General features: G+C 58.8%; 21 protein-coding genes and 2 pseudogenes. 10 read left to right on the top strand and 13 right to left on the bottom strand.

Features of this window, described 5'->3' with window-relative positions; genetic code table 11:
• Window positions 1-2 precede the first annotated feature (2 nt).
• A complete protein-coding gene (locus V1280_RS16220; protein WP_334525770.1) occupies window positions 3-1,589 on the top strand; it encodes a class I SAM-dependent methyltransferase in 1,587 nt (528 codons plus the stop codon).
• A 78-nt stretch (window positions 1,590-1,667) separates the two neighbouring features.
• Here the strand turns inward: V1280_RS16220 and V1280_RS16225 are convergent, their stop codons facing one another.
• The 3 genes from V1280_RS16225 to V1280_RS16235 form a co-directional block, all read right to left on the bottom strand.
• Complete coding sequence (locus tag V1280_RS16225; RefSeq protein WP_334525773.1) at window positions 1,668-2,567, bottom strand: DUF4399 domain-containing protein; 900 nt, start codon at window positions 2,565-2,567, stop codon at window positions 1,668-1,670.
• A gap of 121 nt (window positions 2,568-2,688) precedes the next feature.
• Window positions 2,689-3,915, bottom strand: a complete 1,227-nt coding sequence (locus V1280_RS16230; RefSeq protein WP_334525776.1) for an OmpA family protein — start codon at window positions 3,913-3,915, stop codon at window positions 2,689-2,691.
• Between the two features lie 26 nt (window positions 3,916-3,941).
• Window positions 3,942-5,387 (bottom strand): caspase family protein, encoded by a 1,446-nt coding sequence (locus tag V1280_RS16235; RefSeq protein WP_334525779.1) that lies wholly within the window; start codon window positions 5,385-5,387, stop codon window positions 3,942-3,944.
• A gap of 256 nt (window positions 5,388-5,643) precedes the next feature.
• On the opposite strand from V1280_RS16235, the gene V1280_RS16240 reads away from it, so the two are divergent.
• Together V1280_RS16240 and V1280_RS16245 are read left to right on the top strand one after the other, a co-directional pair.
• Window positions 5,644-7,428: an SUMF1/EgtB/PvdO family nonheme iron enzyme gene (locus tag V1280_RS16240; RefSeq protein ID WP_334525782.1), complete on the top strand. Its 1,785-nt coding sequence runs from the start codon at window positions 5,644-5,646 to the stop codon at window positions 7,426-7,428.
• Window positions 7,429-8,001: 573 nt separating this feature from the next.
• On the top strand, window positions 8,002-9,030 hold the full coding sequence (locus V1280_RS16245) for a hypothetical protein (protein ID WP_334525785.1): 1,029 nt from the start codon (window positions 8,002-8,004) through the stop codon (window positions 9,028-9,030).
• 37 nt (window positions 9,031-9,067) lie between these two features.
• Here V1280_RS16245 and V1280_RS16250 read toward each other — a convergent pair whose 3' ends face one another.
• Window positions 9,068-9,568: a hypothetical protein gene (locus V1280_RS16250; RefSeq protein WP_334525788.1), complete on the bottom strand. Its 501-nt coding sequence runs from the start codon at window positions 9,566-9,568 to the stop codon at window positions 9,068-9,070.
• A gap of 609 nt (window positions 9,569-10,177) precedes the next feature.
• Between V1280_RS16250 and V1280_RS16255 the strand changes: the two genes are divergently transcribed.
• Window positions 10,178-11,203 (top strand): hypothetical protein, encoded by a 1,026-nt coding sequence (locus tag V1280_RS16255; RefSeq protein WP_334525791.1) that lies wholly within the window; start codon window positions 10,178-10,180, stop codon window positions 11,201-11,203.
• A 48-nt stretch (window positions 11,204-11,251) separates the two neighbouring features.
• Here V1280_RS16255 and V1280_RS16260 read toward each other — a convergent pair.
• Window positions 11,252-11,529 (bottom strand): annotated as a pseudogene (locus V1280_RS16260) (IS5/IS1182 family transposase); the annotation flags it as partial.
• A 601-nt stretch (window positions 11,530-12,130) separates the two neighbouring features.
• Here V1280_RS16260 and V1280_RS16265 point away from each other — a divergent pair.
• The 3 genes and pseudogenes from V1280_RS16265 (at window position 12,131) to V1280_RS16275 (ending at window position 13,391) form a co-directional block, all read left to right on the top strand.
• The gene (locus V1280_RS16265; RefSeq protein WP_334525794.1) at window positions 12,131-12,358 is read left to right on the top strand and encodes a hypothetical protein; all 228 of its coding nucleotides are present in this window, start codon (window positions 12,131-12,133) and stop codon (window positions 12,356-12,358) included.
• A 126-nt stretch (window positions 12,359-12,484) separates the two neighbouring features.
• A pseudogene (locus tag V1280_RS16270) lies at window positions 12,485-12,779 on the top strand (hypothetical protein); the annotation flags it as partial.
• A gap of 231 nt (window positions 12,780-13,010) precedes the next feature.
• Entirely contained in the window at window positions 13,011-13,391 is a 381-nt protein-coding gene (locus V1280_RS16275; RefSeq protein ID WP_334525796.1) for a hypothetical protein, read from the top strand.
• A gap of 186 nt (window positions 13,392-13,577) precedes the next feature.
• Here V1280_RS16275 and V1280_RS16280 read toward each other — a convergent pair whose 3' ends face one another.
• Window positions 13,578-13,805: a hypothetical protein gene (locus V1280_RS16280; RefSeq protein ID WP_334525799.1), complete on the bottom strand. Its 228-nt coding sequence runs from the start codon at window positions 13,803-13,805 to the stop codon at window positions 13,578-13,580.
• Between the two features lie 308 nt (window positions 13,806-14,113).
• Here V1280_RS16280 and V1280_RS16285 point away from each other — a divergent pair, with 308 nt between their 5' ends.
• Window positions 14,114-14,287 (top strand): hypothetical protein, encoded by a 174-nt coding sequence (locus V1280_RS16285; RefSeq protein WP_334525802.1) that lies wholly within the window; start codon window positions 14,114-14,116, stop codon window positions 14,285-14,287.
• A 667-nt stretch (window positions 14,288-14,954) separates the two neighbouring features.
• Window positions 14,955-15,236 carry a hypothetical protein gene (locus V1280_RS16290; protein ID WP_334525804.1) on the top strand — a complete coding sequence of 94 codons (282 nt, stop codon included), beginning with the start codon at window positions 14,955-14,957 and terminating at the stop codon, window positions 15,234-15,236.
• Window positions 15,237-15,538: 302 nt separating this feature from the next.
• On the opposite strand, the gene V1280_RS16295 is transcribed toward V1280_RS16290, so the two are convergent.
• The 4 genes from V1280_RS16295 to V1280_RS16310 form a co-directional block, all read right to left on the bottom strand.
• Window positions 15,539-15,784, bottom strand: coding sequence for a hypothetical protein (locus V1280_RS16295; RefSeq protein WP_442895132.1), 246 nt, complete (start codon window positions 15,782-15,784; stop codon window positions 15,539-15,541).
• Window positions 15,785-16,377: 593 nt separating this feature from the next.
• The gene (locus V1280_RS16300; RefSeq protein WP_334525806.1) at window positions 16,378-16,716 is read right to left on the bottom strand and encodes a hypothetical protein; all 339 of its coding nucleotides are present in this window, start codon (window positions 16,714-16,716) and stop codon (window positions 16,378-16,380) included.
• A 34-nt stretch (window positions 16,717-16,750) separates the two neighbouring features.
• Window positions 16,751-17,575, bottom strand: coding sequence for an alpha/beta fold hydrolase (locus V1280_RS16305; RefSeq protein ID WP_334525809.1), 825 nt, complete (start codon window positions 17,573-17,575; stop codon window positions 16,751-16,753).
• 144 nt (window positions 17,576-17,719) lie between these two features.
• Window positions 17,720-19,201, bottom strand: a complete 1,482-nt coding sequence (locus tag V1280_RS16310; RefSeq protein ID WP_334525812.1) for an FAD-dependent oxidoreductase — start codon at window positions 19,199-19,201, stop codon at window positions 17,720-17,722.
• A 63-nt stretch (window positions 19,202-19,264) separates the two neighbouring features.
• Here V1280_RS16310 and V1280_RS16315 point away from each other — a divergent pair, with 63 nt between their 5' ends.
• Window positions 19,265-19,918, top strand: coding sequence for a TetR/AcrR family transcriptional regulator C-terminal domain-containing protein (locus V1280_RS16315; protein ID WP_334525815.1), 654 nt, complete (start codon window positions 19,265-19,267; stop codon window positions 19,916-19,918).
• A 271-nt stretch (window positions 19,919-20,189) separates the two neighbouring features.
• Here V1280_RS16315 and V1280_RS16320 read toward each other — a convergent pair whose 3' ends face one another.
• Genes V1280_RS16320 through V1280_RS16330 form a run of 3 tightly spaced genes read right to left on the bottom strand, consistent with a single transcriptional unit; the run spans window position 20,190 to window position 23,000 of the window.
• Window positions 20,190-20,891: an SDR family NAD(P)-dependent oxidoreductase gene (locus V1280_RS16320; RefSeq protein ID WP_334525818.1), complete on the bottom strand. Its 702-nt coding sequence runs from the start codon at window positions 20,889-20,891 to the stop codon at window positions 20,190-20,192.
• Between the two features lie 32 nt (window positions 20,892-20,923).
• Window positions 20,924-21,829, bottom strand: a complete 906-nt coding sequence (locus V1280_RS16325) for a glutathione binding-like protein (RefSeq protein WP_334525821.1) — start codon at window positions 21,827-21,829, stop codon at window positions 20,924-20,926.
• Complete coding sequence (locus tag V1280_RS16330; protein ID WP_334525824.1) at window positions 21,801-23,000, bottom strand: ABC transporter substrate-binding protein; 1,200 nt, start codon at window positions 22,998-23,000, stop codon at window positions 21,801-21,803. Before V1280_RS16330 ends, V1280_RS16325 begins: the two co-directional genes overlap by 29 nt.

Genomic DNA, 23,000 nt, shown 5'->3' on the forward strand with positions numbered 1-23,000 from the left:
CGATGAATGTTCACACTGAGCATCGCCCTTCAACGACCGGCCCCACACGGTACGACGAGGTCTACTACCCCGGCCACGTCTACGGGCTCACCCACCCCAACCATCTCGCAACGATCGCCACCGTCTACGGCATGCAACCTGCTCCGGTCGAGCGCTGCCGAGTACTGGAACTCGGCTGCGGCGTCGGCGGCAATCTTTTGCCCATGGCCTTTCAATATCCGGACAGCGAGTTCGTCGGCGTCGACCTGAGCGGCGTGACGATCGAGCGCGGCCAGAAAAATATCGCGACACTGGGCCTGAGCAACATCAAGCTCCTCCATTGCGACATCATGAATGTCGATCCAAGCTTCGGACAGTTCGATTACATCATCGCGCACGGCGTGTACTCATGGGTACCACCGCACGTGCGTGAGAAGATGATGACGATCTTCAAGCAGAACCTGGCGCCGCGCGGAATCTGCTATGTCAGTTACAATGCGCATCCGTTCTCGCACCTCCGCGACATGGCCCGCGACATGATGCGGTATCACACCCGCCGCCTCACCGCCATGAAGGAGAAGGTCGGACAGGCTCGCGCGATCCTGAAGTTCCTCAGCGAAGGCTCGAAGGCCAACACGGTTCACGGCGCGATCATGCGGGATCAGTACAACCGCGTTCTCAAGTCTCCCGACGAATTGTTGTTTCACGACGATCTCGACGATGGCGCGACCGCCTTCCTGTTGCACGAAGTCGCAGAGGACGCCGCTCGCCATGGCCTGCGGTATCTCGGCGATTCCGATTTTTCGCGCCGCTATCTCGCCGGCTATTCCGAGGAGGTCCGTGCCACGCTGCAGCGCTTCCCGGAAAGCGAGTTCATGGCGCGCGACCAGTATCAGGACTTCATCGACGGCAACGGCTTCCGGCGCACCTTGTTTTGCCACGACAATGTTTCCCTCGACCGGCAGATCGACACAGATTTCGTCAGGCGATATCACCTCTTGAGCACGACCAGCCCCGTCGATCCCGAAGCCTGTGTGACAGACGATTCTGCAATGGAATTCGAGATCCAGGACGGCAGCAGGATTACGGTGACCAATCCGCTCCTGAAGGCGGCGCATCTGTGCCTCGGCCGGGCCTGGCCGCGCGCCTTGTCATTCGGCGAGTTGCTGCACGGTGCGCGCGCGCTGCTGGATGGCCGTCACTCCGACGATGATGAACGGGTCCTGACGGATGCGATGTACATCCTGGCCTGCAGCGGCGAGGTCTCCTTCCTGGTATCGCCGCCCTTCCTGCTGAAGGAAATTACCGACCGCCCGCAAGCGAGCTTGCTGGCTCGCAAGCAGTCGCAGACAAGTCCGCACGTCACCAACCTGCTCCACCAAACAGTGCAGTTGGAGGACGACCGGACCCGGCATTTCCTGCAATTGCTCGACGGCCTTCGCACGATCGACCAGATCACGGCCGACATGACCGAAGCATTCGGCCCGACCATCCGGATCGAACAAAAGGACAAGGACGGAAAGCCGGCAGAGCCGCTGTTGCTTTCAACCCGAGAGAGCGTTGAACGCTCGCTTGCAATGGTCGGCAAGCTGGGCCTGTTGGTCGCTTGACGCGATCGATCCCAACTCGAAGCGAGGCGCGAGACCACTGCCGTGGGCTGCGCGCACTCGCGTGCATCCGTCTCGTGTCTAATGATAGTGCGACGTTCGGTGACGTTTCCGCGTCGGCGGCTTGCGACCGTTAGCGGTCACCACAACGTTGATGGGCTGCGAAAAGACCGGGGGATCGTGTGGTATGTGATTTTCGTCGGCCAGGATCAGCTGCAGCGTGTGACGCCCCAGCGGCAGACTGATTTTGGCTTCGGTTTGACCGGCTCCAAAATGGAGATGGTTGAAATCATTCGGGATCGGCTGATCAAATGGCGGCAGGCCGGTATCGATCAGCAAATGGTGGTGCCCCGTATTCGCTTTTTCGAAGCCGGCGGGAGCGACGCCCATGCCGACTAGCCCGAAACGGACAACAGGCGTTGGCGTGACGTACGCCCCGTCCACCGGATAGACAAAATAGACCTTCGCTCCCGGGGGCGACGGGTGACGTCCCGAATGCGACGTGGCTTGGGCCGACGGGACTGCAGCCTGATCGACGACATGAACATGGATACGATCAGAGAACAGCGGCGGCGACGTCGGCACATGGTTCCTGTCGCCCAACAGCAGCTGTAGCGTGTGGTCTCCAGGCGTGAGCGTAACTTCGGCTTCGGTCTGACCTGCACCGAAATGCAGATGATTGAAGTCGCTCGGAATGGGACTGTCCACCGGCGGCAGCTCGGTATCGATTAAAAGATGATGGTGACCGGAGTTTTCCTTGTCGGATCCGGCCGGCGCTACGCCCATTCCCTTCAAACCAAAATGAACGGTAAATTTCGTCGGGACGGTCTGCCCGTCCTTGATGTCCACGAAATAGACCGCAGCACCAGGAGGCGACGTTGTAGGACCGCCGGCGGGCTTTGGCTGTGCATGCGCTGAGCCGAACGCTCCCGCTACAATCAGGAGGGACGTCGTCATTGCGACCAAGGCTTTCGATACCATGAGAGACCCCCTAAGGCCGATAATTTAGAGCACCGTGCGCCCTGGATTGAAGGAAAACCAACGTGGCGGAACAAGACAAAAGCAGAGAGTGCGCGGCAGCGTCGGAGACTTCAATGCGCATTCAACACCGGTGTACGTTGAAATCGACACGGCGGTCGATCGCATCGCTCGCATCATCGCGGCCCGTCCCGACGATCGATTCTCGAGATCCGACGCCGACGGCCTTCAGCCGGTCAGCCATGCTGGGAGAAGCACTCTGCAGAAGATCCTTGATGAACTGCGCCCTCAGCACCGACAGGCGTTCATTGACTTGCGCCGGTCCGGTGTTTGATGTGTGCCCAACGACATCGATGCAGGAATCGCTCTGCATCGCCTGCGTCGCGATCTGACTTAGCCACATCGGATATGGACCGGTGATATTCTGGTCATCGAGGAACTGCGTCGTGCCCGGCTTGAACAGAAGCCGTACGGACAGTTTATTGGCCACCAGGCCATACTTGACGAGACTGCCAAATGCCTCGGTGGCATCGGTCCGGCGATTGAGCTTCCAGCTGGAAAGATAAATACCGGAATGAACACGAAGCTGGTCGCCGCCCGACATTTGCCGGGCCGTCCGGTAGAACGCCAGAGCCTCTCGATAGCGTTTGTCGTCGTATTCGAGGATTGCGTCGCTCACAAATGCCGACGTGGCGATCCTCTCGACATATAGGGGATCGATCGGGTCGCCCTGCTTCGTCCCCTGGCAGGTCTTGATGTAGACGGCAATCGCCGGATCATTGCTCCAGATCGGAGCGTCGGCGAATGCCGGCGTGGGGTCGGCTTTAACGCCATCGGGTTTTGCCCTCGCAACGCCCTTCGATACGATGCTCTTGCTGCGAAGGTCTGCCAATGCAAGACATATCCTATAGGCGTCTCGAACACCGTCAGGCGCGCCGGCATTGTTTATTGCTGTAAAGGTCCCGATCAGGACAACAGGAGCGCGGCTCAGGGCCTCGCTGGAAAATGGCAACACAGCGAAGCGGGGATATGACTTGGCTACGAGGTCCTTGATGCGCTCCTGCATCAGGCGGGTTGCAGCTGATTGCGCGCCGGTCGCAGCGTCAATCAACGGATCGATGACGAGTTCGGCCTTGTCCGCCCCCGCGGGCACCGTGGCCTTGGAAAAGAGATCGTTGGCGGCCCGCAACAGAGCGTCGTCGAAAGGGATCGGCGTGGGCGGTGGCGGCGGAGCCGAAGAAGCTTGTGGCGGCGAAGGCGCCGGCGGCGTCGCCTGCGCATAGCACGCCTGGATGGACGTCATCAGGAAGCCGATCGCGAAGCAGGTGACGATTGGACCGCGATCAATCATGTCTGCTCAACCTTGATTCAAATGAACTAACGACATTGCCGAAGGGCAATGCGATCAGATTCCGATATGTCACCCAGTTGCGCACGTGCATTAATCTCCTGGCAACTGAACGTCGATTTCTGCCGAGTCGGTGCAGGGGCTGCCCGCGTGTCACCTGCAACCGGTGGCAGCCGGGCAGTCTCGATCGCAAGGCGTTGCTCGGCGCGCTCGCGATCGGATTGCGCCTTCGACAGTTTCTCCTGCATCGCACGCTCTAGAGTGGCGCGTTGCTCGGCCAATCTGGCCTTGTTTGCTTCGAGTGCCGCCACTTCATTCGCGAGCTGATCGCGCCGAGCTTTCTCCGCGGCGCCAGGTTCGGGAGGCGAAGGCCTGGACGGTTGCACGGGAGCGCTCGAATTCAATCGCTTTTCCTCGTCGGCCCGCCTGACCTCGTCGCGCTTACGCAATTGCGCCAATTCCTCGCTGGCTTTTCGGAAGCCGGCTTCGGCCTGTTCCAGGTCACCCCGAAGCTGTCGCTCCTTCTCGTTGTATTCGTTGACCAGTCGGTCGCGCTCGTTGGCATTCTCAACGGTGTCGATCCGGGCGCGGGCCGCGTCGACAAGGCTGCTCGACGGAAACTTCGCGATAAATGCCTTCAACGTCGCAACGCTCGCGGAAGACAGCGGTCCCATCTTCTTCCATGCGTCCAGATCGCTCTCCTGGGGATTCAAATAGAAATCCCCCAGCAGGGAGACCGAGAGCTCTGGCGTTTGTTGTCCGCGCGTCTCACGGTTGACACTGACGGCGACATGCCGGAATAGCGCGCCGACTTCGATTCCTGGTTCCTGCATCTCGCGAACCAGAGCGTTTGTAAACGGACTGTTGCGGCCGGTGCCATCAGCCGCCACCGCGTTGGCCTGGGTCGCATAGGCGATCAGCATGCCCTGGGTTCGGTCGATCCGGGCAAGCCCTCGGGTGATTTCCCCGCCGCGATTGCCGCTGCGTTGGGCTATAGCCTTCGCAAACGGATTGGTCCGGCAGGCATCCAGAACCATAAGTCGCGTTCCCGAGGTATATCCGAGCGCTTCGATAACGTCTTCAAGCTTTACCAGGTCGAATGTCACGATTGAATCGGGATCGACTTGGGCATCGACGGGGACAAGGTAGTTCTGACCTTCAATCTGAAGCCCATGGCCCGAATAATAGAACAACGCAGCATCAGTACCCCGCAGTTTCTGCGCAAAGCGCGCCAATGCCGCGCGCATGCCACGGCCATCGAGATCGCGGCCGTCGATGACCTCGAACCCAAGGCGACGCAATTGATCGGAGATGTCGTCGGCATCATTGCGGCTGTTGCGAAGCAACGTGGCATTGGCATATGCCGCATTGCCTATGACTAGCGCGACACGCCCGTCAGCGCGAGCCTCTGACGAAAGAAGCAGAGACAGGCAGATGGAACTAGCAATCAGGCAAAGTGTGCAAACGAATTTCACGGACGGAGTTCCGCCAAATGGCTTGACGAGCGGCACCGGTGATTTGACACTAGGAGCAATTGCCGAATCTCGCAACTTCTTGTTTCCACTCAGCCAGCGTGTTAGCCTCGCGAGCATATTTGCACACTGCGCCCGTTCGTTTGCTTCAGCCTGAGCAGACCGCGCCGGTGAAGGAGCCGGTGCATATGAACCGGAGTTTTGCGCTGATCCAAGTCTGGGGCATTTGCGTTGATCCAGGTCTAGGGCTGATGAAGGTATGAAACTGTCAGGCATGGGCCGCACTTTAAAGGTGCTCGTTGCTTTGTGCGCCTTTGTGGCTGGCGCGTTCATCCCACAACTCTTTTTTCTCTCGGCCGCACGGGGCCAGAATACGAGTGCTGCGCAGGCCGGCAAGAGGGTTGCTCTCGTTATCGGAAATGGATCTTATCAGCAGTCGCCTGTCCGTACGGCGGTTGCAGATGCGAAAGGGATCGCTGAGCTTTTGAGGGCTGGCGGTTTTGACGTGGTTTATGCGCAGGATGCGCGACATGCCGATATGGATGCGGCAATCCAACAATTCAGCCAAAAGTTGGAACGCGGTGCGACCGCCGTCGTCTACTTCGCCGGTCATGCCATCCAGTATGAAGGCCGCAATTTCCTCATCCCGATCGATGGTACTATTGCATCGGATCTCGACATCCACTCCAACGCGGTGGATGGAGATCTCATTCTCGATCCGCTGATCGTTGCCCGGCCCAGAGGTTCAGCCGTCATCCTTGATGCGGCGAGGAGAAATCCGTGGCAGCAAAAGACATCGGTCAAGGCAATTGGGCTCGCCAACGTCAGTCCCATCCAGGGCATCACTCAAGCTTACCCCGCACTCCCCGGGCAGGTCGTGGAGGATCAAAAGGGAACGCTCAGCCTGTTTGCTGACGAGTTCGTGAAGGCAGCCAAGCCCCCTGGTCGAACCTTCAAGGAAGCATTTGGCCAAACCCGGGCTGCGGTCGCGAGGGAAAGCCGCAACAAACAACTCCCCTGGGAAGCGTCGCTCGATACCGCTGATTTTGTCGTTACAGGCCACAACGAACCAACAGACATGGCGTCGCGCGCGGTCTCGAGATTAGGCAGCCCGCCGGATACGATGGAACAAGGTTTCTGGGATACGATCAAGAGCAGCAACAACGCGGCCGATTTTCAGGCCTATCTCGATGCCTATCCGAACGGTCCATATTCCTCCGAGGCGCGGTCAGGCCTGCAACGCCTGGGCGCACTGGCCAGCCCGGCAAAGCCGCAAACACCGACTGTGACCAACACGCCCGCGCCGCCGGTTTCGCCGCCGACGTCTACAATTCGTGACTGTTCACAATGCCCGGAAGTGGTGCTGATACCTTCAGGCAATTTCAACATGGGTTCGACTGAGGTCTTCCCTTTTGAGGGCCCTGTGCATCAGGTGTCGATCCGCAAGCCGTTCTACATCGGAAAGTACGAAGTCACATACGATGAGTGGGACGCCTGTGTCATGGACAGGGGCTGCACCTATCGGCCGGACGACGCTGGAGCTGGACGCGGCCGCCGTCCCGTCACCGATGTCGATTGGAACGATGCAAAACTCTATGCAGCATGGCTGTCGCAAAAAACCGGGAAGACCTACCGACTGCCAACGGAAAGTGAATGGGAGTACGCCGCCCGAGGCGCCACCAGCTCAACCTACTCTTGGGGCCGTTCGGTGGATAAGGACCGAGCAAATTGTGCAGGCTGCACCAGCGAACCGCACAAAGTCACCATTCAGGTCGGGTCATTCAAGCCAAACGCGTTCGGTCTTTATGACATGGCCGGTAATGCCGCAGAGTGGGTCGAGGATTGCTGGACTGAGGGTTATCGAGGGGCGCCCACTGATGGATCGGCTTCGGTTAAACCGGGTTGTCCCGAGCGGGTGCTTCGGGGCGGCTCGTTTAACAATGACCCAAAATATCTGCGCTCAGCAGCACGCTTTAGATACGATTTCAATGTTCGCTATCAGGCGAATGGATTTCGAGTCGTTCGCGAGAAGGACGGCGACTAGGACGGTGATCGGATTTTCCGGTCGGCAGGTTCAAACCGCTTCAGCCCAGGCACCGTTAACGTGTGACTCTGACCAGAATTGAGCTGGACCGCCGGCAACTTCGTTGAACATTCCGGCATTTGAACCCGTCCCAGTTCGGACGCGACCAATCCACGCCGAGGCGCGAGGCTGACGAGGCGGAACCACCTCCACCGCCAGATCACCGCTCCGCGGGATTTTTCGGCGGCCTCGAGTGTTTGGGAACGGTGAGCATCAACAGGACGCACGACCTGTTCGGCGCGAAGCAGTCCAAGACATTTTGCTGAACGGGCCGCCAGCTACATATGCGACCTGTACTGCATAGGCAGACAAGCTTCGGATCTGGGCCAATACAGTCGATACGAATGAGATTCGTAGCATGCTGAAAGGCGTGAAGCGCGATCTAGGTGCTATGGACTCAACGTTACCGGCGGGGACCTCGCAAGGCGGAATTCCTCTTGCCGATCGTCCTGTCGGGCCTGACGACCCAGACGGGACCCGACACCATACGCGAATTTCGCGTTGACGGACCGAACTAGGACAGGAGAACCAGACATGGCCGCTTTTCAAGAGGTTTTCCGCCGCTCCGGCATCGATGAGCGCCGCAGCCCGCCAGGCATGGTGGTGCCGTTCGGCGGCTCCAACATCGTGGCGCTGATCGATCCCGGAAGAAAGCTCAAAGTCGACCCTAACGCCCATGCCCTTGGGATAAAGGAGATCGATGGCGCCGATACCCTTAGACGCGTAATGCAAGCCAGAGACACCTTCTCCGAACCCGATATCGATCCGCAGCTCAGGGCGGCGTCGCTTCCCGCCACCTTCAATGGCGATGCACGGTTTTTCGAAATCAATGGCCGGATTAAGCCGATTGGCTTTCCCGGCCTCGAGGTGGTGGCCCGGTCGGCCGGCCGGAAGATCGAAGCCAAGCTCCATGTCGTCGTGCTGCCAGAAATCACGATCAAGGTGGCGTTCCGCAACGTCATGGTTCCGGGGAGTGGCGGCGCTTCGGCGTTTCACGCCAAGAAGCCCTTCAACGAGCAAGATGAATTGCTGACGATGAACAACATATGGAGGCCGCAGGCCAACATCCGCTTTGAGCGGGTGCCAAGCGACTGGCTGGTCATCGACGACTCGCAGGCTGCCGTCAAACAGGAGCTCGCCAATGCGACTGGCATGAAGGATGCGAGCCTCGCGATCTTTCCCGATGTGATCGACGTCGAAAAGCTGAAGGGCTTCTTCGTCAAACACAAAGTCCAGGGCGCTCATCTAACCATGTTCTGCGTCGACAAGGTTTGGTCCAACGGCGGCCCTGCCAACGGCTCGTTTGCTCGATCGCTGGACCTTGCCTTCATCAGTTCGTCACGCGGACCTAACACGTCTGCCCACGAAGCTGGGCATTTCCTCGGCTACTACTCGAAGAGCGCGAGCAAACCTTGGGACAGCCAAGGCCACACGCTGGAGACCGATCCGAAAACCGGAAAAGAAAACAGGACAGAAGACATCAAGATGCTGATGCGCGGGGGAGGCGCCGGGTGGAAAATTCCGTTCAATCTCGTCAAGGAGTTCCGCGACTTCCCCAACTAGGAGCCACCCGCCCCTCCGTTCGCATAGTGGAAGATGGCTAGATCGTCCCGCCGCCGGCGAAGATTTCGACGACAACGGCTCGATTGGCGGCCCTGTTCATCGCGGTCGTGTTGTCCTGCAGATACTCGTAGTGTGAAGCGGGCTTGACGGCGAAGACGCGCGAGCGGGCGCTTGGGCCGAATAGGTGAAAGACGTTCTTGGCCCGGCCCGTGCGCAGGAAGATGTTGTTCCGTTCGCCGCCGGTGCTGTCGCTGTATCCGACGATCTGGAACTGCAACGACTTGTCGGTCTCGAATCGGATGAGCTGCGCTGCCAACAGCGGATCTCGCTTGGCGATGTTCTTAAGATGCCGCCAGTCGACGCCGAAATCCCAGATGATGAGATATTGGCAGATGCCGGCCGGCGGAACCAGACTGACGTCCACACCGAGATGGCCGACCTCGGTGCGGGACGTCGCGACTTCATTGGCCAGGTAGGAAAAGACGGCGGCGCTGTAAACCTTGGCAAGCGACGAGCACTGCAGTTGCGGCGCCGCCATATTCGGCATCTGCTCCACCGGGCCCGGCGGCGTGTATTGCGGCAGTGGCTGCGGCGCGCGTCCCTTGGCAATTTCTCCCGTCGCTGGTGTGGCCTGCCCCGCCGAGGACTGGACGGAGCGTCGGCTCCCACCACGGCTATGACTAGTAGTGACGTGAGCGGTCGGGGAAGTTCAAAGGCGAGGTGCGGGCAAAAGTCATTCCGTGGCGATGCGCCGGCCAAAATGCGAAAAGCTTAGTGAGCAAATCGGGGCCGCCATACCTCGGTGAGGGGAGCTAGTGGAGAAGCGCCCCACTTCTCCGATGGGTCAGAAGCGACATGCTGCGGTTTATTCGGCAGGGTTCCTTGCGCGATATAGGCAATATCGAATGGCTTCGCCGCGACATGCGATAAAATCAACGCCGCCTACGCTCATTCGCTGAAAACCACGGAATGTCTTATGGCTTCGCTTTCACCAACTTCGACGGCATCGATCGCACCTTCAAGTAGCTGACGGAAAATCTGAGGGCGAGGATGAACCGACATAACTTTCAGAGCGACCCATCGACAGGATCTTTCGATCTGAGTTTTACCCCTTCCGCATCGGCCTCTCCGTTGGGAGATAATCAACATGGTATCACCCGGGAAAATCCAGGAGTACGGGTCGCGGGGACCAGATACGATTGCGGCGAAGTTATTCAACTTTGAAGTCGGCAAGTTCGCCATAAAGTCGGAACATTCCAACTGGCTGAATAGTGTCGTCGCTCCGAAATTGAAGGCCGGAGGAAGCCTTACAATTATAGGACTTGCGAGTCGTACCGGCAGCGACAGTTTCAACATGCAATTGTCGCAAAATAGGCTGCAGGCCGTAATTGATTTGCTTCGCAAGCAAGTGAGCAACGACTTCAAAATTGCGCTTGAGGTGGCGAAAGGGGAGCGCGCGGCCATGTATGCAGGTGAAATGGATGGGGTGGAAAACGAAAGCTGGCGCGGTGTCATCATCTCAGTTTGGAATAAACCGGAGCCACCACCGCCGCCGCCGCCGCCACCACCGCCGCCTGAATCGAGACCTCAATCAGATCCGGAGGAACGCAAATTCTTCAAGCGTTGGCTGGGCTTCGGCGTCAAGTCTGGCGGACAGTTGATATTCGGCGGCGTCGAGAGCACTACCGCGTACGTCGTGAACTTAGGAGATTTGGAGACCTTCGATCTCGAGATCATTAGCAGGCGCTTGGGAGTGGGCCTTGGAGGCAGCGGAGGGGTCGTTGCTGTTATCGGCTTTGGCTTCAGTGTTCCAGAAGAGTTGCATCGTAGATCCGTAAGGGACTGGGGCGTCAATGTCGCACTTACCGAAAAGCTAATATCGAAATCAGCGCTACAATCGATCCATAACAGCAAGTACTTCATCGATGGCTTCAAAAACGGTAAATACGTGGCGCCCGCGCTAAATGCGCGAAACACCTTTACGGCTATTGGCTTACTTCAGAACGTAAGAAATGCACTCCACACGCTGTACGGAGGACTCGAGGCAGCCAAGGGCTCGGGCGTCATTGTGCTTGACTTGCCGCTTTTAGGTGTGGGACTTGAATTGTCTGCTTTCCGGACGTACGGAACTATGTACGTCTCGAATGCTTCCCAGTGGATTGGACCGCTTTAAAGGCTCGGACGAGACGCGCCAAAGCCTCTCCGTTGGCGCAGAGAATTTATAGCGATACGGCAATCGCTCTCCTGCCGGACAACGATAGGCGTCTTCCTCCGGCAAATAGACAAAGTCCTGCTTACCGAAGCGTCCGTCTACTTGGCGCCCGAAGTCATCGGCTTGGGCAGAGTTGCCGTGATGCCGACCTCGTGGCAGGCGAGGATCTCCGGGCTGCTGAAGTAGCCACGATCGACAAGGGCCTCGAGCGTCTCGGTCTTCAGAACAGCCTTCGCCTGCCTGGCCATGTTGGCAAGTTGTGCCCGATCTGAGCCGCTGTCCGTCACCTCAGACACATCAGCGGGGTGCGTCTCAAGCGTTGTGGTAGCAAAGAACTCCCGGAGCTGGAGACTTACCCAGTCTGAAGCTTATTGCGACGACGTATCGCCGCTTGGGTTTATGGCGCGTCCGGAGGGCGCTCTCATTTGCTGTGATTTCAGCGGGTTACGTTGGAGAGTAGCAAGCTTTGGTGCATTTCGCGCTCAAAAGTTTCATTTGCCGGCTTCGCGACGGCCGGAGGGATCGCCGAACGGCTCGCGCAGCACGGTGCCGAGGTGATTGGCAAATCACATCGGCGCACTCTGCCACGGCATCAGGTCGAGCGCATCGCTCTGGCAATGCCGCGCGATCTCGACGGCGCGCTTAAGTGCGTCGCGGTCAGTTGCGTCCATCGCGTTGCGCTTCCGAGGCGATCCCGTCATAGGCGGTGTGATCGGCGCATCCGGGTCACTCGGCTTCCTTGCCACGCGGCCGGCGGGGTTGATGTTCGAAGCAGAAAGTGGCGAGCGTTGCACATTTACAGCCCGCGTAGACATCCGAGAGATTAAGCTGCTCGGTGAGACCGAACAATATTTCATTGTTTACTTCAGCATGATCAGTGGGTGAAAGATGTTTGATGTCTATCACAATGATAAGCGCGATTTGCTCGTCCTAAGCAAAGGCTCTGCGATACCCGTGCTCGGCTCTCGGAATAAGTGGCGCAAGAGCAGAAAAAGAGTTTTCAAAGTCAGCGCCGAGATCAGGTCGGCCGTCCAGAGACAAGGCTATTACGTCCGTAGCTTGCGGGTTACCAAGGAGCGAATGATCGAGGCCGTAACAGCCGTCGCCAAAGTCTGATCGCTCAGAAACGTAGAAACCGCCGGGTTGAGACCGCAGCGGCTTTACTATTCGCAGCGAGACGGCTCCTGGTCAAACCACTGCGCAAACACGAAGCGTAGCTACTGACGACCGGCGCCGAATCTAGTCCATCCCAAGGCAATGCCAGTGCTCCTGACGACCGACGAAGAGCGGGACGTGTATTCGCGCGCCGTGGAACGAGGCGAAGGCATTGCAGCCGCCATTGCCGGATGATGCCCTTCGCGATGGCGGGTGGAGAGGGAAGAGCGAGCAGTGGCCTACTTGGTCGCCGTCACCGCTTCGCTCGCGACCCGCCTTCGCGGGACTATTTACGCACATTGACCGAGACGATACCGCGACCCACGGTGGGGGATTTGAAATAAAAAGTGAAAAGAAGAGCGGGGATATTCCTCAAAGCTGACTTGATTTCTCCCTTCGCTGACTTCCAGCGCCACTAATTGATGAGTAAGCAGTGATGACTGATCAGCAATTAGCCTTGGAAGCGATTAGCGACGCGCAACTCATATTGGAAGAATACCTTCAGCCGTGTCCCACGGATAGTGCGCGTATCCTTGAAAAGTTGGTGGAAGTTCTCGAAAGGCCTGCGTTGATCGTTGCTGTGAGTCGATTGCAGCGACAGGGCAATTGAGCCATGAGCAAACCGCTTCAATCGTTTGCTTTAACCGTTTGCATTGCTGCGCTCTCATCGCTCGAAATGACTAGCGTGCATGCTAAGCAACAATGCAGCGCCGCAATGCCGCCAAATCAGAAGCAATGGTGGTCCTATCGTCTCATCAACGGACGAAAATGCTGGTACGCCGGCAAGCCCATGCTGTCGAAAGCATTGCTGGAATGGCCTACAGAGCGGGCGCCCGAACTCGGTTCTCGCGGAGAAGCCACAGGCATTGTCATAGCTAGCAAGCCCGGCAATCCCTTAGATGCACGAGCGTTGGCACTCAAAGATGGCTCTGACACTTTTGAAGAGCGATGGCGTGCTAGGATAATCTCCAGCTCCAGCACAGGGGATGACTGACCGATACTATGACTTAAACGATCCTGCATCCCGCTTATCGTCGGCGAGGACTTTCGACCGCCTGTTCGCGGTCGTGCGCTTGGTTACATCATGCAATCACGCGCACCAAGCTCGTCTCTAATAAAGTCTCTCCGCAATTTTTGTGCGGCAGCTGTCAAATGAAAGCCTGCTACCAGACCGAGCCGCCTACGGCACTCTGATCGCCTGGGCGAAAATGCTCGGCCGCGAGGATTGCGCGTCGGTCCCGCAGCAAAACCTCGACGTGCGCAGCTGCCCAGATGCGTCGCCGATGACATTGAACAGAAGTGGGAAGAAGCCGGCCATGTCGGGCGGCTCTGACCCAGATACAACAGTGAGGAAGCGGTTCTGTCGGGCGGCCTTCGAGACGCCTTTGGCCTCCGCCGTGACGAGCATGGCACATCACAATGCCGAGAGAGGACTCGCCACCCGGCCGTCAAAAACACCGTTTGAAAAACCGTTTTAGTCCGTCGGTCTCAAACGGTTTCTCTCGCTAAGATCTTGATTTATATGGTGGGCGCACCAGGGCTCGAACCTGGGACCCGCTGAGTAAGAGTCTGATGCTTCATAAATAATCGCAGGCACTTAGATGTAAAAGACGGCCCAAACAGGGCAACATAGATCAATGGCTTACGGATGAGTTGTAAACCGCGAGCCGGCGCTTTTGCTCACCTGCGAACGTAAGTAAGCAAGTGAAAAAATCAATGAAAACAACGAACTCTGCGTGGGATTGGCTACCTCTGTCGCTGTTTGTTCACGGGGGTTCGGTGGTCAACCGGTGGTCGGTTTCTGCCCTGTGCCTGGTACGACAGCAGAACGTGGCGCAGATGGCGTTCGCCGAAGACTACGACATGATCAATGCATTCCCTCCGGATTGAACCGATCAACCGTTCTGCGTAGGCGCTTTGTCATGGTGAGCAGAAAGACGTCGGGCGGTCTCGAATGCCGATCGACCGAACCCGGCGGACAAAGATCGCGCCATAGGCTTGATCGCGGTCCCTGATTAAGTAACGAGGGATTTGCTCCCAGCCGCAGACTTCCGTGAGCTGATTGGCGATCCATTCGGCCGTCGGGTGCGCGGTCACCCCAAACCACAGGATCTGCCGCCGGCCATGGCCCATGATCAGCAAACCATCAGCAGGATGCCGGCGCCGAGAACCGAGAGGTTTTGCATTGCGCAGGGCGTGACCGTCGCACCGCCTGAGAGCGATAGCATAGCTGTCTGGTCGACCGCCTTGCGTGTGACGCGTCGCCGCTCAACACCCGTCCATTCAATAGACACTTTGCCTCGGGACGTTAGCAGCATCACATGGCGGGGGTCGCCGACCAAGGGGGACGGCGCCCCCCTCGCCGCGAAGGCGTCGATACGCGAAACGAGGACGACCTCGCGACTGCATCCAGCAGCGGCACCGCGCCGGCGGGTGCAAGGACCTTCTTGCGTTTGTATTACTTGGGTCGCTTAACGACGCCGGTCCGCTTCGTGGACCGGTTCCTTGAGACCATTTCCTCAACAAGTCGCAGCGTACGAGCGAATTCGGACTGAAGATGCCGAGCGTGCGCCGCATCTTTTGGCTCCGAAAGAAAAGCAATCTTCACGAGGAAGCGGTTCAATCGCGATGTGACGAGAAGGTTGTCAGAATGTTGCGAGCGCAAGTTCGTGATCTGTCGTCGCATCTCAACGAGGTCGAGCCGGTCATCGTCGGGCATATTCGCCAAATGAAGATTGTGTCGGATAAAGGAAACGAAGCCGCCGCGCCGAATATCTTGGCGCGACGGCTGCGCCATGGTGAACCCGAACGGGGCAATGTCCGGTGCAAGAGAGGCTAACGCCCTGCAGCCCAGGTGCAACCGAAGACGCGGATTAAGCTTGATGTCGCCGCGGAAAGTTAAATCTGGAACAAGGGCTGCTGTCGCGCGGAGCATGCCAGCGCGGCGCCGGCATGCCTTGCAAGTGCAATATGGCCGATCGGGCCGACCTGCCCGACGTCGAGGGGATCATCGAAGAAGTGGAAGGTGCGCCGAGGGACCTCCGGCATTAGCGCGCCATTGACTTCAATCATCGCAACTGTTGCGGGGGCGCTTCTTTCGCAATCCGAGTTCTAACTGGACGCCACGGCTGATCGTGCTGCCTAGAAGGCCAGCCGAAGATCGTATCGGCGCTTCAACCGATCGCTTGTGACCTTGGCGGCATATTGAATGCGGTCGAGATCGCCTCCGTCGTTCGCTATGACACACAATTGCCAGTTGATGCCCTGTGGTTGATGGGCCTCGTATTCGACTTCTACTGAGACGACATGTTCGGAGCCGGGGAAACTACGAATGTCCTGAAGCGCAATGCGTTCGAGGTCCGCCTTTGAAATTAAAGCTTTTGCCACCTTCATCTCCTGAGTTGGCAAAGGGCCGCCGAACGACACACCCTAACCAACCGAACCTGCGTGGCAAAGTTCCTATGGGGGCTGCAATGCTTCAGTCCTTAGGCCGCGTCGCCGAGCGGGCCTACTGTTGACGATCGCCGATGTCGAACGCGCCCAGGCGGTAATCTTCCCCCACCGATTGCTCAGTCGTCGGCCGCGCGATCAAGGTGAACGTCGCGTCGGGGTAGCGTGTCTAAACTCTGAAGTGACGTTGAGATATCCGAAAAAGCACTGATATCGACCCGGCTCGGTTGCCCGGCCGATTTTGTCCCAGTTGATCTTGTTGACGCGCATCGCTAGCTCCACTCGTTCTCAGGCAGCGAACCGGCTTTAGTTCCTCAAGACCGGCTTCGATGATCGCTACCTCGTCTTGGATGGCCTGAACAGCGTTCGCTGGGTTGATGCCGGAGACAGAATGTAGTTCGCCCAGCACCTTGCGTCGATGCGCAAGTAGATCAGCGAGGGCGCGCCGATCTCGCACCCTCACGTAGCCAGCGACGATCAGTTGCATGGCGGTCGACACGTCCGTCGTTCCCCAATCCGCGGCCTGGCGGTTATCGTGGCCGGCTCAATTCGGTCAGGCCAGCTTCAGTTATGCGGTATTCGATGCCATCTTTCGTTGCGCGTCGCTCGATCCATCCATTTCGCAGAAGGGTAAGCGTTGTTCTGGGAGTGTCGGGCAGCTTCATGCAGGCAATCCAATCGGCATCGCGCAGGAAATTGAGAAATTGGCGGTGATACTGATTGAATACCACGCTGTGCTTTTCTTGACGGCGGAGGTCTTTCAAAATTGTCTGAAGCGAGTTTTCTGCTTCTATGATCGCCATAGCTTCGCATCGTTTCTGCTGGTCATCGCAGTCGCGCGCGTTAGGCGGAATCTTTTCGTCGTTCATGGTCTCCTCACTGACCTGTCGAACTCGTTACTGATCAGGAAACCGAGGACGAAAGACGCCTTGGCGAGTACAGTCCGTCCGCGAAGGTCAGGAACTTGGCGGCAAACTCCTCGGAGGCCTCGAAATAGGCCTGATGTCCGGCGTCGATCTCGCTGAACGTCGCATCTGGAATCCGGTCACAGAGATCGCGAGCGCGGGTGACGATCTGATCGTGGGCGCATCCGACAACGAGCGTCGGGCACCGGACCCGGCTGGCTTCTGCGTGGATGTCGACGCGCAGATCAAGCTCTACCTGCCTCGCCAAACCCTCCCAGTTCGTGCCTGTAAGAATGCCCTGGGCCAGCGCGTCGAGATGTGCCGCAAGCGGACTGGCGAAGAACTTGTCCGATAAGGTTGTCAGCGCGAGGATCTGGATGAAACCCTCACGATCCACGGCGATAAGACGGCGCCACAGCTCGAAGGTCAGCTTCAGACGTGGCTCGGCGGCGGTCAAAAAACCGGCTACCAAGGTGAGCGTGCGGACCAGTTCAGGTCGCTCTGCTGCTAGAACGGTTGCTATGGCGGCGCCGAGCGAATGGCCCACGAGGTCGACGTGCGGTGCGGCGACCGCCTCGGATACCGCGGCCACCTGCCGGGCCAGCGTCGGCAAGTCGAGCGGGGCGCCATTGTCAGTGGTCTCACCCGCACCGGAATAGTCCAGCGTCACCACTGTGCGGCTTCGGGCCAGCCGTTCGATGAGATCGCCCCAATGCCCGTCTCCGCCCCCGGTGCCGTTTACGAGCACAACGGCAGGACCACGCCCGTGCAATCGATATGCGACGCGCGCATCGTCGACATTTACGACGCCTGTTGCTGACACAAATTTACCCTTTCCGTTTGTAAATGACGACCGTCATCTCATTGAGGTGTTACATGACGTGCTTAATGGCAAGTCAAAGCGTCGTGAGGCGACTCGGGCAGAGGTGTGACCGTTGTCGTCCTGAACACCTGCCCGCGCGGGCAATCAGGCGGCGAACTCGATGCTGCCTGCGTCGTCTATTGAGCGCACGTGCGCGACGTAGCCGTCCGGACGGACAAGCATTGAAGCGAATTTTCCGAGCAGACCGTCGTTGGCGCCGGGTGCCAGGCTGACGATGTTGATTGCGTCCCTGACGGGCGTTGCGTTGCCCTCCTCAGCGACTTGCAACAGGACCCAGCGGCCTTCTTGGAGATAGGAGTAGAGGGTCGTGCGCGAGCCGTCCCTCAACACAAGATCCCCGTCGGAAAGACGATGCCCACTTACACCTTTCCGATGCTCCCAATTGCGCTCCGCCTGAAACAGCGGTTCTGGATAGGCAACACCAAAGCCGGAGAGCTGGTCCGCGAGCTGGCGGTTGACCTCCGGCACGCGAAGAAAGCCGCTGAGCATGCGCCGCAAAGCCAAGGCCGGAGGATCAAATGCGGAGAACAGCGCGAATTGCGCAAGCGTGTCATCCTGGAGCGCTTCGCCGATCGGCCTCCGTTCTGACTGATAGCTATCGAGCATCTCGTCAGACGCGGTACCGCGTATGACACTCGCCAGTTTCCAGCCCAGATTCATGGCGTCCTGGATGCCGACGTTCATGCCCTGACCGCCCATCGGCGGATTAATGTGAGCGGCATCGCCAGCCAGGAAAATCCGCCCTTTCCGATAGCGCTCAGCGAGGCGCGATTCATCTGTGAAGCGCGATATCCAAACAGGATCGCGCGGACGGAGATCCCTGCCGAAAATGCGGGCCGCGCAAGCCGCGACCTCGGCGAGCGATACCGGCTCAGAGGGTGCTAAATAGGGTGACGATGCATCGATGACGCCAATTCTGTGATGAACACCATCGCCACGTGGGGCGAGAACCATACCACCAGCCTCGTTGACCAGAGTGAGGACCGGTTTCTCTGGTGGTGCGTCGAGCGCAACGTCTGCCAATGTCATTGTATGACGTGCCGGATGACCGACAAAATCGATGGCTAAGGCTTGCCTTACGATACTGCGAGCGCCATCCGCCCCAGCGGCGTAGCGAGCGGCAAAGCCGACCGGCACCTCGCCGTTCCGACCCCGTATGATGACGCTGTCGGCATTCTGCTCAACCGCTTCCACAAGGTGGCCACGCCTGATGTCCACGCCCAGCTCCAGTGCACGCTCCTCGATGAGCCTTTCGGTCGTCGCCTGTGGCAGGAACAGCGTGAAAGGAAAGCGCGATTCCGATGTCGAGAAGTCAAGCAGCGTATCCAGCCCTCCGAAGAAAAACCCGGGGTTCGGCCGACCTTGTGAGAGGAAGCGCTCCGCGATCCCACGCAGGGCGAACACCTCCAGGGTTCGACCGTGGATCGTCAATGCGCGGGATTGGGTGACGCGTTCGGTGCGCCGTTCCAGCACGAGGACTTTCACTTTTGCCAGCGCCAGTTCACAGGCGAGCCACAGTCCCACCGGTCCGCCGCCAATGACGACGACGTCAAATTCATTGCTCATGATCATCTCACCACGTATCTTACGATGTAAGATATGATCTAACGATGTTAGGGAGATCAAGCGTTGGCAGCCGGTGTGGGCATTCAACAAGAGGTGATCGTACGGGCTGCGCTGACCTTGCTTGATGAGGTTGGGCTGGAGGGCCTCACGATGCGGCGGCTCGCCACCGCCTTGAAGATTCAGGCGCCTTCGCTGTATTGGCATTTTCCCAACAAGCAGGCATTGCTGGACGGCATGGCGGATGCCATTTTTGGCGCCGTGTCGCTGCCGCGGAATCGCAAAGGCCAGATCTGGGATGTGCGGCTGAAGGCTGTTTTCCGCGCCATCCGGAGGGCTTTTCTCGCTCACCGGGACGGTGCTCGTGTCTTCGCCGGTACGTATGTTCCTACCGACAACGTACTTCGAGTCGTCGAAGCCATGATGGCTCTAATGCAGGAAGCTGGCGCTTCGCCAAAGCTTTCGTCCGACGCAGCCTTCAGTCTCGTCTATTACGTGCTGGGTTTCACGATGGAGGAACAAGGACTGGATCCGCGAACAGGCGGCCCGCTCGATCTCGCGAACCGACAAGCGGAATTCGCGAACCTTGCGGCAATGAAGTACCCAAGCATCCACACGGCTTTGCACCGTATGTTCGACGACGATCTTGACGATCGCTTCGAAGCAGGACTCGATCTGCTTATCAGCGGGCTAAAGGCCCGGATCGATACCCGATCGTAATTCCATTCTCGCGGATCGACTGGCCATAGCTGTGCACCCCGTATTTTAACCGGGTGCCTTCTTGCACTGAATGACGACAATGCACCCGTGCGGCTATCACGATTGGGTTTGCGCTGCAGCCTGGCGACAGCGCCCATCCTACGGATGGCTGCTTTGCGCCGCGACAAGTGGCCATTCCATAATCATTCATTCGGCGAGTCTCTACAGAAGCGCCCAACACTCGATGCTGGCTATTATGGCCAGGGGTGTTGTTCGACGTTGTCTTTGCCGGCTACCAGCTCTCGCCAAAAGGCCGCAGTTCGACATTGAACGACCACGCGCTGCGATGCTGGTGTGCGACATGCCAGATCTCGTCGGCGATCGCCGCGGGCTTGATGAAGAAGTCGTCCGGCCGGTCTGGCCAGCGCTTCCTCGTCCACTCCAGGTCGATCACAGCGTCGACGACGACGTAGGCGACGTGTACGCCTTTTGGACCCAGATCGCGCGCGATCGACTCGGCGAGAATCCGCTGTGCCGCCTTGGTCGGCGCGAAACCGGCAAAACCTGGCTTGCCCCGCAATGCCGAGGTATTGCCCGTGGCAATGATCGCGCCCTTGCCGGAGTCGATCATCGCCGCAGCAAACCGCCTCGCGAGGTACAACAACCCCATTGCGTTGACCTGGAAGTTGCGGTTAAGAATTTGCGGATCGATCTCGCGGAAGGTGCCGAACGCCCCGCCGACGGCGTTGTGGACGACGACGCCGGGATGGCCGAACTCGCGCTCCACGGTGGACGCCACCGCTTCGATCTGCGCGGGATCCGACACATCGCAGCGATATGCCTTCGCGCCCGGCAGTTCCTTCTCGAGTGCGGCTAGACGCGCCTCGCTCCTGGCGAGCAGGGCGACGCGATAGCCGCCCTCAGTAAATCTCCTGGCGAGTGCCGACCCCGTGCCGGGTCCGACGCCGGAAATAAGGCAGACAGGTGCGGTCATGCGATCAATCCTCCTCGCTCGAGCTGGCAGCCTCAGTCGGCCGCTTTTGAAAGCAACTTTTCAACGTACGGTTTGAGGTCCGGCCTGAAATTCGTGTGGTCGACCAGCCGATCAAGGTGGGCGAACACGCGCGGGTACTCGTCCCGAACTCCAGCGTGCAAGATCCTGTCCAACCCGCGCGCGCTCAACTGCTCGACCCGCACGTGCTCGTTCATGAATAGCGCAAGCTCGGCTGCAAAGCAGATGTCGGCTAGCGTGATGCCGTCTCCCACCAGCGTATCGCGCCTTGGCGACAGCGCCTGTTCGAGCCCCGAGGCATAGATCGCGAATGCCGCTTGGGCACGCGCGTGAACGGCCGCATCAACCGTGCAATCCGACAGTGCAAGGAGATAGATTTGTGAATCCCTGGCGAAGACCAGGCTGACATCCAGAAAGCTGTCAATCCTGGATGCTTCATAGGCGTCACGCCCGTAAAGCGGAAACCTCGCCTCGCCCAGCCGCGCGACCGCCCGCATGATGCTGTTCGACTCGAATATTCCGGTGCTTCCGTCAGGCCCGAACGCGGCGGGCACGTTGCCGAACGGCTGTGTTTCCAGAAAAGCGTCAGTCTTGAAGAGTTGCGCGCCGGTCAACCCGACCCGCCCGGTTCGTGCAAAGGACGAAAGGGATTCCCGTTCGCCCTGCGTGAGGGGACGCGCGTCATAATCCCACAGCCAGTCCCGCAACTCCTTGCCTGACGCACCCCTGACCTCGACTTCGACGCCGCAGAACCGGGCGGCAATGGTCGCCTTCCAGACGCGCGGATTGGGCAGGTACGAGAATATGCGCAATTCAGCCATCATGGTTTGCTCCCGGCGACTCTTTGTACCCACAGGACGACGGGGCCCGCGACCACCAGAGCCGGATGCCCTACTCCGAGCTCGCGTCGAGAATTTCACCGAACTGCTCCCAGCGTGTGCCGGTCCATCGTTGGAGCTGCAACTGCGTCCATATCATGTTGTTGCTTTCGCTGGTGTTGATCCGGATGCCGGGCAGCGCGGTCGGCAGCGCAATGTCCTTCAGCGATTTCGCCTGCTTGATGACGTTGTCGCGCGAAAGATCGTCGCCGCATTGCTTGAGGATCTGCTCCAGCACCAAGCCCTGCTGGTACCCCGTCAGATAGCTGGTGTTGGTGATATCGGAGCCGGCCAGGTACCGATCGAAGAAGGCTCGATAACCTTTGATCGCCTCGTCGTCGGTCCATTTCTGGTCATTCGGATCCTTGTTCGGGGTCCCGACGATGACACCGATGGAGTTTTCCAGGCCCGCCGGTCTCAGTGTGCCAGCCACCGAGGACGAAGGGAAGTTGATCAGGATCGTCGCCTTCCATCCAGTCTCCGCTGCGCGACGGATCGCCTGCGCTGCAAACTTCGGCGTGCCCGCGACAAACAGCGCTTGCGCGCCCGAGCTCTTCAGCGAGACCACTTGCGAGTCCACGGTCGGTTCCGTCACCTCGTAACTGGCGATAACCACGCGCTTGTCGAAATTGGCGCCCAGGACCGCCTTGAAAGCGCTGACGTAGTCGCGGCCGAGATCATCATTCTGGTAGAGGATTGCGTATTTTGCCGCGGGCAGCGCACGCATCAGATATTTTGCGTAGATCTTGCCTTCGGTGTCATAGCTGACGAGGCCGGTGGTCGTCAGCGGATAGTCCTTGACGCTGGTGAACTTGCTCGCTCCCGTGACGATCGCGATCGTCGGCACACGTTTTGCGGCAAGATATTTTGCCACGGCGGAGTTACCCGCTGTGCCAAGCTGGCTGAACATAAAGGCGACCTCGTCGCTCTCCACCAGCTTTCGCACATGCTCGAACGCCTTGGGCGGACTGTACGCATCGTCCATCATGACATAGTCGATCTTGCGCCCGTGGATGCCGCCGCGATCGTTGATCGATTGCACATAGGCCTGCACGCCCTGCCCGACCTGGCCGATCGAAGAAGCTGGTCCGCTCAGCGGGAAAATACCACCGATCTTGATCTTCGTCGGCGTGACACCCGGTGCGTCACCCGCCCAGCAAGGTGTGGACATCGCAATCACGAGTGCGCAGGCCAGTCGTGTGCCCCAGGACAT

It is taken from the genome of Bradyrhizobium sp. AZCC 2230 (assembly GCF_036924495.1).
Taxonomy (GTDB): domain Bacteria; phylum Pseudomonadota; class Alphaproteobacteria; order Rhizobiales; family Xanthobacteraceae; genus Bradyrhizobium; species Bradyrhizobium rifense.

What these genes read in the sequence shown, in the direction of transcription:
- V1280_RS16285 (WP_334525802.1), top strand. Translation starts at nt 14,114, where the DNA reads ATGAAAACAACGAACTCTGCGTGGGATTGGCTACCTCTGTCGCTGTTT.
- V1280_RS16330 (WP_334525824.1), bottom strand. Translation starts at nt 23,000, where the DNA reads ATGTCCTGGGGCACACGACTGGCCTGCGCACTCGTGATTGCGATGTCC.
- V1280_RS16310 (WP_334525812.1), bottom strand. Translation starts at nt 19,201, where the DNA reads ATGAGCAATGAATTTGACGTCGTCGTCATTGGCGGCGGACCGGTGGGA.
- V1280_RS16230 (WP_334525776.1), bottom strand. Translation starts at nt 3,915, where the DNA reads ATGATTGATCGCGGTCCAATCGTCACCTGCTTCGCGATCGGCTTCCTG.
- V1280_RS16320 (WP_334525818.1), bottom strand. Translation starts at nt 20,891, where the DNA reads ATGACCGCACCTGTCTGCCTTATTTCCGGCGTCGGACCCGGCACGGGG.
- V1280_RS16275 (WP_334525796.1), top strand. Translation starts at nt 13,011, where the DNA reads ATGAGCAAACCGCTTCAATCGTTTGCTTTAACCGTTTGCATTGCTGCG.
- V1280_RS16300 (WP_334525806.1), bottom strand. Translation starts at nt 16,716, where the DNA reads ATGAACGACGAAAAGATTCCGCCTAACGCGCGCGACTGCGATGACCAG.
- V1280_RS16255 (WP_334525791.1), top strand. Translation starts at nt 10,178, where the DNA reads ATGGTATCACCCGGGAAAATCCAGGAGTACGGGTCGCGGGGACCAGAT.
- V1280_RS16245 (WP_334525785.1), top strand. Translation starts at nt 8,002, where the DNA reads ATGGCCGCTTTTCAAGAGGTTTTCCGCCGCTCCGGCATCGATGAGCGC.
- V1280_RS16290 (WP_334525804.1), top strand. Translation starts at nt 14,955, where the DNA reads ATGCCGAGCGTGCGCCGCATCTTTTGGCTCCGAAAGAAAAGCAATCTT.
- V1280_RS16240 (WP_334525782.1), top strand. Translation starts at nt 5,644, where the DNA reads ATGAAACTGTCAGGCATGGGCCGCACTTTAAAGGTGCTCGTTGCTTTG.
- V1280_RS16220 (WP_334525770.1), top strand. Translation starts at nt 3, where the DNA reads ATGAATGTTCACACTGAGCATCGCCCTTCAACGACCGGCCCCACACGG.
- V1280_RS16225 (WP_334525773.1), bottom strand. Translation starts at nt 2,567, where the DNA reads ATGGTATCGAAAGCCTTGGTCGCAATGACGACGTCCCTCCTGATTGTA.
- V1280_RS16250 (WP_334525788.1), bottom strand. Translation starts at nt 9,568, where the DNA reads ATGGCGGCGCCGCAACTGCAGTGCTCGTCGCTTGCCAAGGTTTACAGC.
- V1280_RS16265 (WP_334525794.1), top strand. Translation starts at nt 12,131, where the DNA reads ATGTTTGATGTCTATCACAATGATAAGCGCGATTTGCTCGTCCTAAGC.
- V1280_RS16280 (WP_334525799.1), bottom strand. Translation starts at nt 13,805, where the DNA reads ATGCTCGTCACGGCGGAGGCCAAAGGCGTCTCGAAGGCCGCCCGACAG.